The 16,061-nt window shown below is 52.6% G+C and carries 10 protein-coding genes; 4 read left to right on the forward strand and 6 right to left on the reverse strand.

What is annotated here, in order from left to right; all coding sequences use genetic code 11:
• Positions 1–21: 21 nt before the first annotated feature.
• Entirely contained in the window at positions 22–1,455 is a 1,434-nt protein-coding gene (locus tag ACMHLI_RS09930; protein WP_413529311.1) for a catalase, read from the reverse strand.
• A gap of 337 nt (positions 1,456–1,792) precedes the next feature.
• On the opposite strand from ACMHLI_RS09930, the gene ACMHLI_RS09935 reads away from it, so the two are divergent.
• Positions 1,793–2,338, forward strand: a complete 546-nt coding sequence (locus ACMHLI_RS09935; protein WP_413529312.1) for a YfaZ family outer membrane protein — start codon at positions 1,793–1,795, stop codon at positions 2,336–2,338.
• 130 nt (positions 2,339–2,468) lie between these two features.
• Positions 2,469–3,674 (forward strand): nicotinamide mononucleotide deamidase-related protein YfaY, encoded by a 1,206-nt coding sequence (locus tag ACMHLI_RS09940; protein WP_413529313.1) that lies wholly within the window; start codon positions 2,469–2,471, stop codon positions 3,672–3,674.
• A 717-nt stretch (positions 3,675–4,391) separates the two neighbouring features.
• Here ACMHLI_RS09940 and yfaE read toward each other — a convergent pair.
• The 4 genes from yfaE to ubiG all read right to left on the reverse strand — a co-directional run bounded on the left by yfaE (position 4,392) and on the right by ubiG (position 9,383).
• Positions 4,392–4,652: a class I ribonucleotide reductase maintenance protein YfaE gene (gene yfaE, locus ACMHLI_RS09945; RefSeq protein ID WP_413529314.1), complete on the reverse strand. Its 261-nt coding sequence runs from the start codon at positions 4,650–4,652 to the stop codon at positions 4,392–4,394.
• Positions 4,653–5,783: a class Ia ribonucleoside-diphosphate reductase subunit beta gene (nrdB, locus tag ACMHLI_RS09950; protein ID WP_413529315.1), complete on the reverse strand. Its 1,131-nt coding sequence runs from the start codon at positions 5,781–5,783 to the stop codon at positions 4,653–4,655.
• 64 nt (positions 5,784–5,847) lie between these two features.
• Complete coding sequence (gene nrdA / locus ACMHLI_RS09955; protein WP_413529316.1) at positions 5,848–8,130, reverse strand: class 1a ribonucleoside-diphosphate reductase subunit alpha; 2,283 nt, start codon at positions 8,128–8,130, stop codon at positions 5,848–5,850.
• A gap of 503 nt (positions 8,131–8,633) precedes the next feature.
• Positions 8,634–9,383: a bifunctional 2-polyprenyl-6-hydroxyphenol methylase/3-demethylubiquinol 3-O-methyltransferase UbiG gene (gene ubiG, locus ACMHLI_RS09960; RefSeq protein ID WP_413529317.1), complete on the reverse strand. Its 750-nt coding sequence runs from the start codon at positions 9,381–9,383 to the stop codon at positions 8,634–8,636.
• A 260-nt stretch (positions 9,384–9,643) separates the two neighbouring features.
• Here ubiG and gyrA point away from each other — a divergent pair, with 260 nt between their 5' ends.
• Positions 9,644–12,295: a DNA topoisomerase (ATP-hydrolyzing) subunit A gene (gyrA, locus tag ACMHLI_RS09965; RefSeq protein ID WP_413529318.1), complete on the forward strand. Its 2,652-nt coding sequence runs from the start codon at positions 9,644–9,646 to the stop codon at positions 12,293–12,295.
• 143 nt (positions 12,296–12,438) lie between these two features.
• Positions 12,439–15,315 carry a two-component system sensor histidine kinase RcsC gene (rcsC, locus tag ACMHLI_RS09970; RefSeq protein ID WP_413529319.1) on the forward strand — a complete coding sequence of 959 codons (2,877 nt, stop codon included), beginning with the start codon at positions 12,439–12,441 and terminating at the stop codon, positions 15,313–15,315.
• Positions 15,316–15,407: 92 nt separating this feature from the next.
• On the opposite strand, the gene rcsB is transcribed toward rcsC, so the two are convergent.
• Positions 15,408–16,058: a response regulator transcription factor RcsB gene (rcsB, locus tag ACMHLI_RS09975; RefSeq protein WP_056782307.1), complete on the reverse strand. Its 651-nt coding sequence runs from the start codon at positions 16,056–16,058 to the stop codon at positions 15,408–15,410.
• Positions 16,059–16,061 lie beyond the last annotated feature (3 nt).

The raw sequence follows: 16,061 nt of genomic DNA on the forward strand, positions 1-16,061 counted from the left end.
TATTTGATTGCCTGAGCGAAATTACGCTTTCAGCGCTTGTTCCACACCTGCGCCATAGGCAGGATCAACTTTATAGAACAGGTCGAGTTGGCGTTTTTGCGTTTCAAGTGAAGCATGCTTCAGTTCACCGGCGATGCGGCCAAACATGCGCTGATGTTCCTCATCAGACAACAGATTGAACAGCAAACGTGGCTGAGTAAAGTAATCGTCATCTTCGCGGTGATTCCAGTGATCCGCTGCGCCTTCGACAGACAATGGCGGTTCGCTGAAATCAGGTTGCTCCTGGAACAGACCGGCGCTGTTTGGTTCATACGTCACGCCGTTGCCGCTGTTGCCGTCAACGCGCATTGCGCCGTCGCGATGATAGTTATGGAACGGGCATTTTGGTGCGTTCACCGGGATCTGGTGATGATTCACCCCCAGACGGTAGCGGTGCGCGTCGCCGTAGGAGAACAGGCGCCCCTGCAACATACGGTCAGGTGAGAAACCGATGCCAGGAACCACATTTGCCGGGCTCATCGCCACCTGTTCCACTTCGGCAAAATAGTTTTCCGGATTGCGGTTCAGTTCAAACTCACCGACTTCGATCAGCGGATAATCACTCTTCAACCAGACTTTGGTCAGGTCGAACGGGTTATAGGGTAGTTCAGAGGCTTCATGCTCCGGCATGATTTGCACGAACAGCTTCCAGCGAGGGAAATCGCCGCGCTCGATGGCGTCATACAAATCGCGCTGAGAACTTTCACGATCGGTTCCCACCAGTTTCTCTGCTTCGTCATCCATCAGATTTTCAATACCCTGCTGGCAACGGAAGTGGAATTTCACCCAGAAACGCTCATTTTCAGCATTGATGAAGCTGAACGTGTGGCTGCCAAAACCGTGGATATGACGATATGACGTCGGCAGGCCACGGTCGCTGACGTCGATGGTCAGCTGGTGTAGTGCTTCAGGAAGATGCGAGAAGAAATCCCATTTGTAGGCCGGATTGCGCAGGTTAGTACGCGGGTCGCGCTTTACCACGTGGTTCAGGTCAGGGAATTTCAGCGGATCGCGCAGATAAAACACCGGAGTGTTGTTGCCGACTAAATCCCAGTTGCCTTGTTCGGTGTAGAACTTCATGGAGAAACCGCGGATGTCACGTTCTGCATCTGCTGCACCGCGCTCACCGGCGACGGTGGAGAAACGGATGAACATCTCGGTTTGCTTGCCAATTTCAGAGAAGAGTTTCGCGCGGGTGTATTTGGTGATGTCGTGGGTCACGGTGAAGGTACCGTAAGCACCTGAACCTTTTGCGTGCATACGACGTTCAGGAATTACCTCACGATCAAAGTGAGCCAGTTTTTCGAGAAACCAGACATCTTGTAGTAAAAGCGGTCCGCGACGGCCTGCGGTAATGACATTATTATTGTCGACGACGGGGGCGCCGGCAGCGGTGGTCAGTCCTTTCTTTTCCATAACCATCATTTCCTTGTATTGCGTAGTTCGGGTGTGAAATGCGAGATCAACGATCACTTTTGACAGCAAATTTTCTGCATCCATGCATGCTATAGCCTTTCCATAGGAAAATTTACCTTAACGGCTAGTGTGTACCCATACGTTGATCAGGGGCAAATAGGTGGGGCTTACTACTCTGATTAAGAGAATAGGGAGAGTGGATACAAATGCTTTTCTTTACATTTTATTTGCAGGCTAAGGGATTTTTAACGTTCTGAAAGATGTCACCTTTCGGCAAATTAATTTAGACTGCGCACTAAATATTGCCCCACTGTTATATGAATGTTCAGGAATGATGATGAAAAAAATTATTGTAGCGGGCGCGGCCCTAGGCATGCTGCTGACGGCGACGTCTGCGAGCGCAATTAGCGTAAACGGCGAAGTTGGCGAGCATTACACTCATCTGGGCGCTGGTTTCGGCACCACCTCTCCAGGTCTTGCGCTGACCGGCGATTACACCCATAACGATGATGACGGCGACGTTGCGGGTCTGGGTCTGGGCTACAACATTCCACTGGGTCCTTTCATGGCGACCGTTGGCGGTAAAGGCCTGTACACCAACCCGAAAGACGGTGACGAAGGTTACGCAGCGGCCGTCGGCGGTGGTCTGCAACTCCCAATCGCCAAAATGTTCACCCTGTACGGTGATTACTACTATTCCCCGGATTCACTGTCCAGCGGCATCGGTAACTACAAAGAAGCCAACGCGGGCGTGCGTCTGACCGCGATTCCGTTAGTGACCGTGAGTGTGGGTTACCGCTACATGGCGCTGGACGGCAAAGACGGCAACCGCGATAACATCGTGGCGGACGGCGCATACGTCGGCGGCGCGCTGAACTTTTAAGTTTTACGCCTGAATCATAAAGCCTGCTCAGCAGGCTTTTTTTTCATCTGTGCTATCACTTTGTGCCTATGAGATTGTGTTTCAGCGTCAGCCTTTCTACAGTGGAAGGACTAAACGAGAGGAGAAAGTGATGCTTAGGGTTGAGATGCTCAGTACCGGCGAGGAAGTTCTTCACGGTCAAATTGTGGATTCAAACGCCGCCTGGCTGGCCAGTTATCTGTTCGATCAAGGCCTGCCGATGACCAGCCGTGAAACGGTGGGTGACAGTCTGGACGAGCTGGTCAACGTTATGAAAGAGCGCAGTCATATCGCCGATGTGCTGATCGTTAACGGCGGATTAGGCCCGACCACTGACGATCTTAGCGCCCAGGCTGCGGCCATGGCCTGTGGCGTTGAACTGGTAGAGGATGCCGGATGGATTGCCACCATGCAGGCTTTCTTCAATGAACGTGGCCGTCCGATGGCCGAGTCTAACCGCAAACAGGCGCAGATCCCGGCCAACGCCGAACTGCTGGACAATCCGGTCGGCACCGCCTGCGGTTTCAGCGTCAGGCTCAACCGTTGCCAGATTTTCTTCACGCCGGGCGTCCCTTCAGAATTCAAAGTTATGGTCGAACAGCAAATCGTTCCTCGCCTGCACAAGCAGTTCCCTGCGCTGGAAGCTCCGCTGTGTTTGCGTCTGACCACTTTCGGGCGTGGCGAAAGCGATCTGGCGACTGAGCTGGATAAAATCGACATGCCGGAAGGCGTAGTGATGGGTTACCGCTCGTCTTCGCCGATCATCGAACTGAAAGTCACCGGCCCGCGTTCTCAGGAAGCAGCGATGCATCAGATTTTCGAGCGTGTGCGCGAAGTGGCGGGCGAGAGCACCATCTTCGAAGGTTTCGGCAGCCTGCCTGACCGTCTGGCAGAACGTCTGCTGACGCAAAACCTGCGTCTGGCGGTCAGCGAAAGTTATACCGGCGGCCTGCTGAACTGGCGTCTGCAAAGCGCTGGCGTCCCGCTGGCCAACGGCGAACTCCAGCCACAAGATGATGAGGCTTCTCCAGAGAAATCCCTCGAAAACTTACTGGCACGCGCGAAGACGCTGGCCGAAACCAGCGGTGCACAGCTGGCATTGGCCGTCGGCGCATTATCCGGCGATAAGCTCAGCCTGGCGCTGCACACGCCGTCAGGAACCAGTGGATTAACCATCCGTTATACCGCGACGCGGCACGGGTTGGCGTTAAGGCAGGAGACTATCGCGATGGTGGGGATGGATATGTTGCGGCGGTATCTGAACGGGTGGGATCCGGTAGCGGAATATCTTTGGCTCGACCGAGTCGAGAAAGTCTAGTTATTCAAGGTCAACACCGTGGGCTGCCGCCCAAACTGGCCTTAAGGTCAACACCGTGGGCTGCTGCCCCAACTGGCCTTAAGGTCAACACCTTGGGCTGCTGCCCCAACCGGCTTTAAGGTCAACACCGTGGGCGTCGGCCCACACCGACTTGGGGGGCGGCCTGTCGCCGCCGCCCCCCAAGACCCCCCGGGCTCTTTAAAACACGTGCCATGCATCCCGGCTCTGTTTCAGATACTCCTCCTATTGCCGCAAAATCCCGCCGCTGCGCGGTGCCCTTCGCTCGGGTTACAACCCGCGCAAAAAGACGCGCGGTTTTCCACCTCTCGCTCCGGCGTGATTTTTGAAAGCGGCCTGGGGCTTTTTAGGTCACAACTTCACCGGCTCAGGATGAGAAAAGAAAAGGGACAACTAAAAAAGTCAAAGACGACTCGTTTCTGTTTTTAAAAATGGTGAGATGGCGCGATCAAAAAATCCTGCCGAACGGAGCGGCCTGAAGACCAAAGGCTTCAGGACCGAGAGAGGGCACCACGCAGCGGCAGAACATGTCCATCGGTCTGGCGATAGCGCGAGTTTTAAAAAACGCGGGAGTCCAGAGGGAGACGGTTGATTCTCCCTCTGGTCGGTATGGGCCGATGCCCACGACCTTAAAGTTGAAGTTGGTTTTGAATTCGCTTTTAAAGCAGTTCTCAACATCGATCCGTGGGTCGAAACCCACTAAAATTCAATTTCAATATCCCCAACCGGCATGCAACAACAGGGTAAAATCTCGCCGTCTGAGATAAACGCCAGAGGTTTTTCACTGTACTTCACCGCACCGCTAACCAGCCGCATCCGACAGGAGCCGCAATACCCTTCACGACACTGATACTCGACGTCAACTTTATGATGTTCAAACACTTCCAGCAGATTGCTATGGCGGCTTTCGCACACCAGCTGAGTGCCATCGGCTGAAAGTGTGATGGTTCTGTCCGTCATTTAAAGCTCGAAATCACTCAGGTCGTCGGCGTGAACTTCTGAATCGATCTGACCGACCAGATAGGAACTCACTTCCACTTCCTGCGGGGCGACCTGCACATTGTCGGAAACCAGCCACGCGTTGATCCATGGGATCGGGTTCGAGCGCGTTTTAAACGGTGCGGTCAGGCCAACGGCCTGCATGCGGATGTTGGTGATGTACTCAACGTATTGGCACAAAATATCTTTGTTCAGGCCGATCATCGAACCGTCTTTGAACAGATATTCTGCCCAGTCTTTTTCCTGCTGTGCTGCCAGCACGAACAAATCGTGACATTCCTGCTCGCACTCTTTGGCGATCTCAACCATTTCCGGATCATCCTGACCTGAGCGCAGCAGGTTCAGCGCGTGCTGGGTACCTGTCAGATGCAGCGCTTCGTCACGTGCAATCATCTTGATGATTTTCGCGTTGCCTTCCATCAGTTCACGTTCGGCGAATGCAAAGGAGCAGGCGAAACTCACGTAGAAACGCACGGCTTCCAGCGCGTTAACGCTCATCAGACAGATGTAGAGTTTCTTCTTCAGTTCACGCAGATTCACCACGACGGTTTTGCCGTTCACGGTATGCGTACCTTCGCCCAGCAGGTGGTAATAGCTGGTCATTTCGATCAACGTATCGTAATAGCCGGAGATGTCTTTCGCGCGCTTGAGGATCTCTTCGTTGGTGACAATATCGTCAAACACAATCGCCGGATCATTCACGATGTTACGGATAATATGTGTGTATGAGCGTGAATGGATAGTTTCTGAAAACGCCCAGGTTTCGACCCATGTTTCCAGCTCAGGAATAGAAATCAGCGGTAAAAGCGCGACGTTCGGGCTGCGGCCCTGAATGGAATCCAGCAGCGTCTGGTATTTCAGGTTGCTGAGGAAGATATGTTTTTCGTGATCCGGCAGCGCCTGAAAATCGATACGGTCGCGGGAAACGTCAATCTCTTCCGGACGCCAGAAGAAGGACAGCTGCTTTTCGATCAGCTTTTCAAAAATCTCATGTTTTTGCTGGTCGAAACGCGCAACGTTGACGGACTGACCGAAAAACATCGGTTCCAGCAGTTGGTTATTTTTGTTCTGAGAGAAAGTGCTATAAGCCATATTGTCCTCGGACAAAAGCCCCTGTTAAGGGGCTTTGTTTTAAATGATGAATCAAAACAGATGATTAGATTTTGCAGGCGCCGCTTTCGCAGTCATCAGCCACATCGGCTTTCATGTCTTCCTGCACATCATCAGCACCATCGCGGGTGTTCTGATAGTACAGGGTTTTGACGCCGAATTTGTAGGCTGTCAGCAAGTCTTTCAGCAACTGCTTCATCGGCACTTTGCTGTTCGGGAAGCGTGACGGGTCGTAGTTGGTGTTTGACGAAATCGCCTGGTCAATGAATTTTTGCATCACGCCAACCAGTTGCAGGTAACCGTCGTTATTAGGCATATCCCACAGCAATTCGTACTGATCTTTTAGACGCTCATACTCCGGCACCACCTGACGCAGGATCCCGTCTTTCGACGCTTTGATGCTGATGTGGCCGCGCGGTGGCTCGATGCCGTTGGTCGCGTTAGAGATCTGCGAAGAGGTCTCAGAAGGCATCAGCGCCGACAGTGTGGAGTTACGCAGGCCGTGCGTTTTGATGTCTTCACGCAGCTTATCCCAGTTGAGATGCAGAGGTTCACTGCAAATCGCATCCAGATCTTTCTTGTAGGTATCCACCGGCATAATGCCTTGTGAATAGGTGGTTTCGTTGAACCACTGGCACGCGCCTTGTTCTTTCGCCAGCTCGTTGGAGGCTTTCAGCAGGTAATACTGGATCGCTTCGAACGTCTTATGCGTCAGGTTGTTGGCGCTGCCGTCGGAATAACGCACGCCGTTTTTCGCCAGATAATAGGCGTAGTTGATGACGCCGATACCCAGAGTACGACGGCCCATCGCGCCACGTTTAGCGGCTTTGATTGGGTAATCCTGATAATCGAGCAGGGCGTCGAGTGCGCGCACGGCCAGTACCGCCAGCTCTTCCAGATCGTCGAGGCTTTCGATAGCACCGAGGTTGAAGGCAGACAGCGTGCACAGCGCGATTTCGCCGTTTTCGTCGTTCACGTCATCCAGTGGTTTGGTTGGCAGTGCGATTTCCAGACACAGGTTAGACTGGCGAACCGGCGCGATGGCCGGATCAAACGGACTGTGCGTGTTGCAATGATCTACGTGCTGAATATAGATACGGCCAGTGGAGGCGCGTTCCTGCATCATCAGCGAGAACAATTCGACGGCTTTCACTTTCTGCTTACGGATGCCCGGGTCTTGCTCGTATTTCTCGTACAGACGTTCGAACTCCTCCTGATCGGCGAAGAACGCATCGTACAGACCAGGTACGTCGGACGGGCTGAACAGCGTAATATCGCCGCCTTTCACCAGACGCTGATACATCAGTTTGTTGATCTGCACGCCGTAGTCCATATGACGGACGCGGTTGCCTTCAACACCACGGTTGTTTTTCAGCACCAGCAGACTTTCCACTTCCAGATGCCACATCGGGTAGAACAATGTCGCTGCACCGCCACGAACGCCGCCCTGAGAGCAGGATTTCACCGCTGTCTGGAAATGTTTGTAGAACGGGATACACCCGGTGTGGAACGCTTCACCGCCGCGGATCGGGCTGCCCAGCGCACGGATGCGACCGGCGTTGATGCCGATACCGGCACGCTGGGAAACGTATTTCACAATGGCGCTGGATGTAGCGTTGATAGAGTCCAGGCTGTCGCCGCATTCGATCAGTACGCAGGAGCTGAACTGACGGGTCGGGGTACGCACGCCAGACATGATTGGCGTAGGCAGAGAAATTTTGAAAGTAGAAATCGCGTCGTAGAAACGTTTGATGTAGTCCAGACGGGTTTCACGCGGATAGCCGGAGAACAGGCAGGCCGCGACCAGAATATAGAGGAACTGCGCACTCTCGTAGATATCGCCAGTCACACGGTTTTGCGCCAGATATTTCCCTTCCAGCTGCTTGACGGCGGCGTAAGAGAAATTCATGTCACGCCAGTGGTCAATAAAACTGTCCATCTGCTCGAACTCTTCAGCCGTGTAGTCTTCCAGCAGATGTTTGTCGTATTTACCCATTTCGACCATGCGGGTCACCTGATCAATCAGCTTAGGCGGCTCGAACTGACCGTATGCTTTTTTACGCAGGTGGAAAATCGCCAGACGCGCGGCCAGATACTGGTAATCCGGCGCATCTTTGGAAATCAGATCCGCAGCCGCTTTGATAATCGTTTCATGAATATCAGCGGTTTTAATCCCGTCGTAGAACTGGATATGTGAACGAAGTTCTACTTGGGAAACTGATACGTTTTGAAGACCTTCCGCAGCCCAGTCAATGACACGGTGGATTTTATCAAGGTTGATGCGTTCTGTGCGGCCATCACGTTTAGTTACAAGCAGACTTTGGTTCATTCGGGGCGATACCTCAAAGGTTTATAAAGGGTCTGACCTGACCGTCAAAAACAGCACGGCAGCACCACTCTATTCTAGTGTGCTGGTCAGGATATAAACACAATATATTGTGGGTTTGTTATTTTCTGATGACAAGATAGTGACTGAACGGCCCTTTGGCAAGTGAACAAAACGGCCGGATTTGTGGATAACTTGGGGAGAAATTTACGGGCCAAGCCTGAGGAGTCCGTCATTGCTGGCGCGACAAACCTGTCAATATCTGAGATACGATTTTCTTATATTTTTACGAAAGGTGATCGACTGCCGGTTTATTAAACGTTAGAAAAAAACGCTATATTGATCTGGATAACTATTCTAAAAAATCATGTTCCCGGGTCCGGTTCCACCAACGCCCTAAAAACTAAGGTTTAAGTAAATCTGTGGCGGGCAGGGCGGATGAAATTCCGCTTAAGTCTGCCCGGAAGGCATCTTCCGGGCTTGACGCACGGGCTATTTAGAGCAGGTCAGATGACAGAACTTTCTTCTGACTGAGTGTGGATCATGTAATTGACGTCCACGTTCGGCCCGAGTTTAAAATGATCGGTCAGCGGGTTGTAGTGCAGGCCCATAATGTGGCGCTCCGACAACGACGTACGGTCAATCATGCCCAGCAACTCTGACGGTTTGATGAATTTTTTGATGTCGTGCGTGCCCTTTGGCACCATCTTCAGCACATATTCCGCGCCGAAAATAGCCATCAGCCAGGCTTTGTTGTTACGGTTGATGGTGGAGAAGAAGACATGCCCGCCGGGTTTCACCAGACGCGCACAGGCAGCCACGACGGACGCCGGATCCGGCACATGTTCGAGCATTTCCATGCAGGTGACCACATCGTATTGCTGCGGATGCGCCTCGGCGTGGGCTTCCACGGTTTCCTGTACGTAATCCACTTTCACACCACTTTCCAGCGCATGCAGACGCGCCACCTGTAACGGTTCGCCGCCCATGTCCAGTCCGGTCACTTGCGCACCGGCGACGGCCATGCTTTCGCTAAGAATACCGCCGCCGCAGCCGACATCGAGAACATTCTTCTCAAACAGGCCATCGGCGCGCTCAAGAATATAGTTCAGGCGCAGCGGATTGATGCGGTGCAGCGGTTTGAATTCGCCTTCCAAATCCCACCAGCGCGAGGCGACCGCCTCAAATTTGGCGATTTCTTCATGGTCGATGTTCTGTGGCGCAGCGGAAGTCGATGTGGATGATGTGGTTGTCATGAGCGTGATGAACTCCTTATATCTTGATGTGGCCGATTATACCTATTTCGTCTGCTTTGGTTCAGATTTGTCGTTATGGCGAATCTTTATACGAAATGCGGCGCTTTACGCAAAGGTTTGAAACCCGTTGGATAATAGTAGGCAAAAGGGGGCGGTTGTTTTCCACGTTTGGCTGGTTTGTGGTATAGTTTTACACCTTTGCGCTATATATGCCTACGTGGGCAGCGGCCATGAATAATCAGTAGAGGGATAGCAGCTCCATGAGCGACCTTGCCAGAGAAATCACACCGATTAACATCGAAGAAGAGCTGAAAAACTCTTATTTGGATTATGCGATGTCCGTGATTGTCGGACGTGCGCTACCAGATGTGCGTGATGGTTTGAAACCGGTGCACCGCCGCGTACTTTTCGCAATGAACGTCCTCGGTAACGACTGGAATAAAGCCTATAAAAAATCGGCCCGTGTGGTCGGTGACGTTATCGGTAAATATCACCCACACGGTGATACCGCGGTTTATGACACCATTGTCCGTATGGCTCAGCCTTTCTCACTTCGCTACATGCTGGTGGACGGGCAGGGTAACTTCGGGTCAGTGGATGGCGACTCCGCCGCAGCCATGCGTTATACCGAAATTCGCATGTCAAAAATTGCTCACGAATTGCTGGCTGACTTAGAAAAAGACACCGTCGATTTCGTGCCTAACTACGATGGCACCGAGCAAATCCCTGCTGTTATGCCAACCCGTATTCCTAACCTGCTGGTCAACGGCTCGTCAGGTATCGCGGTCGGTATGGCGACCAACATTCCGCCGCATAACCTCACCGAGGTTATCAACGGCTGTCTGGCCTTCATTGAAGATGAGAACATCAGCATTGAAGGGCTGATGGAACATATTCCGGGTCCAGATTTCCCGACAGCGGCAATCATCAACGGTCGTCGTGGTATCGAAGAAGCTTACCGTACCGGCCGTGGCAAGATTTCGATCCGTGCCCGCGCTGAAGTGGAAGCGGACGCTAAAACCGGTCGCGAAACCATTATCGTTCACGAGATCCCGTATCAGGTGAACAAAGCCCGTCTGATCGAAAAGATCGCCGAGCTGGTGAAAGAAAAACGTGTTGAAGGCATCAGTGCACTGCGCGATGAGTCTGATAAAGACGGTATGCGCATCGTCATCGAAATTAAACGTGACGCCGTCGGTGAAGTGGTTCTGAACAACCTGTACTCACTGACCCAGTTGCAGACTTCTTTCGGTATCAACATGGTGGCATTACACCGTGGTCAGCCGAAAATTTTGGGTCTGAAAGAGATTCTGTCCGCGTTTGTTCGCCACCGCCGTGAAGTGGTAACACGCCGTACTATTTTCGAACTGCGTAAAGCCCGCGACCGTGCTCATATCCTCGAAGCACTGGCGATCGCGCTGGCTAACATCGACCCGATCATTGAACTGATCCGTGCTGCACAATCTCCGGCCGAAGCGAAAGCGGGCCTGATTGCGCGTTCATGGGATCTGGGCAACGTTGCGGCGATGCTGGCAAGTGCCGGTGATGACGCTGCACGCCCTGAATGGCTGGAGCCAGAGTTCGGTATTCATGAAGGTAAATACTTCCTGACCGAGCAACAGGCGCAGGCTATTTTGGATCTGCGCTTGCAGAAACTGACCGGCCTTGAGCATGAAAAACTGCTTGATGAGTACAAAGAGCTGCTGGTGCAAATCGCAGAGCTGATGTACATCCTGTCCAACCCGGATCGTCTGATGGAAGTCATTCGTGAAGAGCTGGAAGCGATCCGCGATCAGTACAACGATCCGCGTCGTACCGAAATCACGGCGAACTCGTCTGACATCAACATCGAAGACCTGATCAACCAGGAAGACGTTGTGGTGACCTTGTCGCATCAGGGCTATGTGAAGTATCAGCCTCTGACCGATTACGAAGCGCAGCGTCGCGGCGGTAAAGGTAAATCAGCAGCCCGTATTAAAGAAGAAGACTTCATCGACCGTCTGCTGGTGGCCAACACCCACGACACTATTCTGATGTTCTCCAGCCGGGGACGTCTGTACTGGATGAAAGTCTATCAGTTGCCGGAAGCCAGCCGCGGTGCCCGTGGCCGTCCGATCGTCAACTTGTTACCGCTCGAGCCAAACGAACGTATCACCGCCATTCTGCCAGTACGCGAGTACGAAGAAGGCCGTCATGTGTTCATGGCAACGGCAAGCGGTACTGTGAAGAAGACCGCACTGACCGATTTCAGCCGTCCGCGTAGTGCCGGCATCATCGCCATCAACCTCAACGAGGGTGATGAGCTGATTGGTGTTGACCTGACCGACGGTAAAAACGAAGTCATGCTGTTCTCTGCAGCCGGTAAAGTGGTGCGCTTCTCCGAAGAAGCGGTGCGTTCAATGGGCCGTACGGCGACCGGTGTTCGCGGTATCCGTCTGGGCGAAGGCGACAGCGTCGTCTCCCTGATCATTCCACGCGGTGACGGTTGTATCCTGACCGTCACGCAGAATGGTTTCGGTAAGCGTACTGAATCTGCCGAATATCCAACCAAATCCCGTGCAACGCAGGGCGTTATCTCGATCAAAGTGAGCGAGCGTAATGGTCCGGTAGTTGGCGCGATCCAGGTGGATGAAGCGGATCAGATCATGATGATCACCGATGCCGGTACGCTGGTGCGTACCCGCGTGTCTGAAGTGAGTACCGTTGGCCGTAACACCCAGGGTGTGACGCTGATCCGTACCGCCGAACAGGAACACGTGGTCGGTCTGCAACGTGTGGCAGAACCGGTAGAAGACGAAGAACTGGATGGCGTTGCCACCGAAGCCGGCGAACTGGAAGCGGCGCAAGCAGCCGATCTGCCAGACGACGCAGAAAGTGAAGACGACCAGGCAGCTGACGACGAAGAAGAATAAGTTTTCTTAGTCGGTTGAAAGGAAGGCATAACATGGCAACGTGTTATGCCTTTTTTATTCATTTCGAGTTTTTTAGAAAGTCCCTCAATAGTGTATTCTGATTCACATTCCGCTCACTGAGCCGTTACACCGATGGTTAATCCTTGAAATATCTTGCTTCGTTTCGAACAACGCTGAGAATCTCCCGCTACCTGTTCAGGGTGCTGGCACTGATGCTGTGGACGCTAGGGGTGCTACTGACCACCTTTTATGTGCTGAATATCTTCCACAATAAAGAGTCGGAGATCCGCGATGAGGATAACCTCAACTACGATCTGGCGCAGAGCTACGTCAAAAACTCCAATGACGTGATGCGCAGCATTAAGTTCATGGCCGAAAAGCGTCTGAGCGATTCAATGAACGGGCTGGATATCATCAACGGGATGATCAGCAGCAAGAACACGCCGCCGTCCTACCTTTCCCTTTTCCCTGATTCGGATTGCTCCCAGCTCAGCGACAGTTACCGTAACTCGCTGACGTCTCTGGGGAACATGATTCATTACTGGAAAGACAATTTTTCTGATGCCTATGACCTTAACCGCGTGTTTTTTATCAGCGGAGAAAACCTGTGTCTGGTCGATTTCGGCATCAGCAGCGAACCGTTTGAACGTGAAAGTCAGGATCAGCTGAAATCGCTGCATGAGAAAATCCTGCAATACCGCAACGGTAAAAATCAGGATAAAGAGAACAGCCTGTACTGGGTTTCACAGTCCAGTAACCGGGAGTCCGGTTATCTGTACGTGCTGACGCCGATTTATATCGGCAATAAACTGGAAGCGCTGATGGGTATTCAGCAAAACCTGCGTCTGGAAGATTTAGTCACGCCGAGCGCGCAACACACCAGCGTTACGCTGCTTGATGAGGACGATCAGCCGCTGCTCAGTCTTTCAGAAGGCGACCGCTACACCGCTGCGCTGGGGAATTATCCGCAGGAAAGCTCGTACTTCGGCTACATGAATGGCTACAAAGATTTGATTTATAAAAAGCCGCTGTCGCCGTCTTCGCTGAGCGTGGTGTATTCCATGCCGTTCAATATTGTTATTGAACGGTTCAAGATCATGATATTCAACGCGGTGCTGCTCAATATCTTCTCCGGCCTGTTGCTGTTTATTCTGGCCTGGGTGTTTGAGCGCAAGATGTTTTTACCTGCCGAGCAGAATGCCTTCCGGCTGGAAGAGCACGAGCAGTTTAACCACAAAATTGTCGCGTCGGCGCCGGTGGGGATTTCGATTCTGCGCATCAGCGACGGCGTGAATATCCTGAGTAACGAGCTGGCGCACAATTACATCAGCATGCTGACCCAGGAAGACCGCCAGCGTATTACGCGCATCATCTGCGATCAGCAGGTGAATTTTGTCGACGTCATCACCAAGAATAACAACAACATTCAGCTGAGCTTCGTGCATTCACGTTACCGCAACGAAGACGTAGCGATTTGCGTGCTGATCGACGTCAGTGCGCGCGTGCGGATGGAAGAGTCGTTGCAGGAGATGGCGAATGCCGCCGAGCAGGCCAGCCAGTCCAAATCGATGTTCCTGGCGACCGTCAGCCACGAATTGCGCACGCCATTGTACGGCATCATCGGTAATCTGGATTTACTGCAAACACAGGGGCTACCGCAGGGTGTGGATCGTCTGGTGACGGCGATGAATAACTCCTCTGCGCTGCTGCTGAAAATCATCAGCGACATTCTCGACTTCTCGAAAATCGAATCTGAACAGCTGAAAATTGAGCCGCAGGAGTTCTCATGCCGTGAAGTGATCACACACATTGCCGGTAACTATCTGCCTCTGGTGGTGAAAAAGCGCCTCGGACTGTACTGTTTTATCGAGCACAACGTGCCGCTGTCGTTCACCGGCGACCCGGTGCGTCTGCAACAGGTCATCTCGAATATTCTTAATAATGCGATTAAATTCACCGATACCGGCTGTATCGTGCTGAATGTCAGAACCTGTGGAAACTATCTGGAGTTCCAGGTGCGCGATACCGGCGTCGGTATTCCTGAGCGCGAAATCACCCGTTTATTCGACCCGTTCTTCCAGGTCGGTACCGGCGTGCAGCGTCATTTCCAGGGCACCGGCCTTGGGCTGGCAATTTGCGAAAAGTTGATCAACCTGATGGATGGCGATATTAACGTTGAATCCGAGCCGGGTCTTGGCAGCTCTTTCACCGTGCGTATTCCGCTTTACAGCGCGGTGTTCCCGTCTGATGAACCGCTGGATCACTGGCAGGATAAAATCGTCTGGCTGGACGTGCGCAACGCATATCTCGAAAGTTACCTGATGCAGCTGCTGTGCCACCACGGTGCGAATATCCAGCGCTATGAGCCTGAGCTGGCGACCGGCGCCGAAGACGTGTTGATTACCGATACGCCGTTTATTCACATGGGTACGCTGCGCGCGCAGATTGAATTCTCGATAGACCATATCGGCCCGCCGGTGGAAACCCGACCGGGATATTGGGTACATGGCACTTCAACGCCGCTGGAAATCACCGCGCTGCTTAACCGCATTTATCAGATTGAAACAGCAGGGGACGAGGGCGGTCTGAACGCCCCGGCGGCTGAAACCGCTATCGCGCAGGACTACAGCGATATCACCCTGTTGGTGGTCGATGACCATCCCATCAACCGCCGTCTGCTCGCCGATCAGCTGGGGACTATGGGTTACATCGTGGTGACCGCCAATGACGGGATGGATGCGCTGGATGCCATGCGCGCGCATGAGATTGATATCGTGCTCAGCGATGTCAACATGCCACGCCTCGATGGTTATGGCCTGACGCAAAAACTGCGCGAGCTGGGCCATATCCTGCCGGTGATCGGCGTGACCGCTAACGCGCTGGCCGAGCAACGTCAGCGGTGTCTGGAAGCAGGGATGGATAACTGTCTGTCGAAGCCGGTGACGCTGGAAACGCTGCGCGATACGCTGAGCTATTACAGTGAACGCGTGCGCAAAGGGCACTATAAAAAAGAAGACTGAAGCGGCGGTTTGGCTGAAGGTCATCGATCAAAAAATAAAGGCACCGTGAAGGTGCCTTTTGTCTTTTAGCATTAAGACTGCTTTGCGAAAACTTAGTCTTTGTCGATCGGCATGGAGCTGATGGAAGACAGGTAGTTCAGCAGCGCGATATCGTTTTCCACACCCAGTTTCATCATGGCTGATTTCTTCTGGCTGCTGATGGTTTTGATACTGCGGTTAAGTTTTTTAGCAATCTCAGTCACCAGGAAGCCTTCTGCAAACAGACGCAGAACTTCGCTTTCTTTTGGTGACAGGCGTTTGTCGCCGTAACCGTTGGCGCTGATTTTTTCCAACAGCTTGGCCACGCTGTCCGGCGTGAACTTCTTGCCTTTCTGCAAAGCGGCCAGCGCTTTTGGCAGATCCGTTGGCGCGCCCTGTTTGAGGACAATCCCTTCGATGTCCAGATCCAGCACCGAGCTCAGGATCGCCGGATTATTGTTCATGGTCAGAACAATGATCGACAACTGAGGGTAGTGACGCTTGATGTATTTGATTAGCGTAATCCCGTCGCCGAATTTATCGCCCGGCATAGACAGGTCAGTAATCAATACATGGGCGTCAAGTTTACTTAAGCTGTTGACCAGTGCCGTCGAGTCTTCAAACTCGCCGACAACATTCACCCATTCGATTTGTTCAAGTGACTTACGAATGCCAAAAAGGACGATAGGATGATCATCAGCAATAATTACGTTCATAGTATTCATGTG

Origin of the sequence: Rahnella inusitata (genome assembly GCF_965118895.1) — a bacterium.
Lineage (GTDB): Bacteria > Pseudomonadota > Gammaproteobacteria > Enterobacterales > Enterobacteriaceae > Rahnella > Rahnella inusitata_A.

Bases quoted from the DNA above. Each gene is read 5' to 3' on its own strand.
- nrdB (WP_413529315.1), bottom strand. From the start codon at position 5,783: ATGGCTTATAGCACTTTCTCTCAGAACAAAAATAACCAACTGCTGGAA.
- gyrA (WP_413529318.1), top strand. From the start codon at position 9,644: ATGAGCGACCTTGCCAGAGAAATCACACCGATTAACATCGAAGAAGAG.
- yfaE (WP_413529314.1), bottom strand. From the start codon at position 4,652: ATGACGGACAGAACCATCACACTTTCAGCCGATGGCACTCAGCTGGTG.
- ACMHLI_RS09940 (WP_413529313.1), top strand. From the start codon at position 2,469: ATGCTTAGGGTTGAGATGCTCAGTACCGGCGAGGAAGTTCTTCACGGT.
- nrdA (WP_413529316.1), bottom strand. From the start codon at position 8,130: ATGAACCAAAGTCTGCTTGTAACTAAACGTGATGGCCGCACAGAACGC.
- rcsB (WP_056782307.1), bottom strand. From the start codon at position 16,058: ATGAATACTATGAACGTAATTATTGCTGATGATCATCCTATCGTCCTT.
- ACMHLI_RS09930 (WP_413529311.1), bottom strand. From the start codon at position 1,455: ATGGAAAAGAAAGGACTGACCACCGCTGCCGGCGCCCCCGTCGTCGAC.
- ACMHLI_RS09935 (WP_413529312.1), top strand. From the start codon at position 1,793: ATGAAAAAAATTATTGTAGCGGGCGCGGCCCTAGGCATGCTGCTGACG.
- ubiG (WP_413529317.1), bottom strand. From the start codon at position 9,383: ATGACAACCACATCATCCACATCGACTTCCGCTGCGCCACAGAACATC.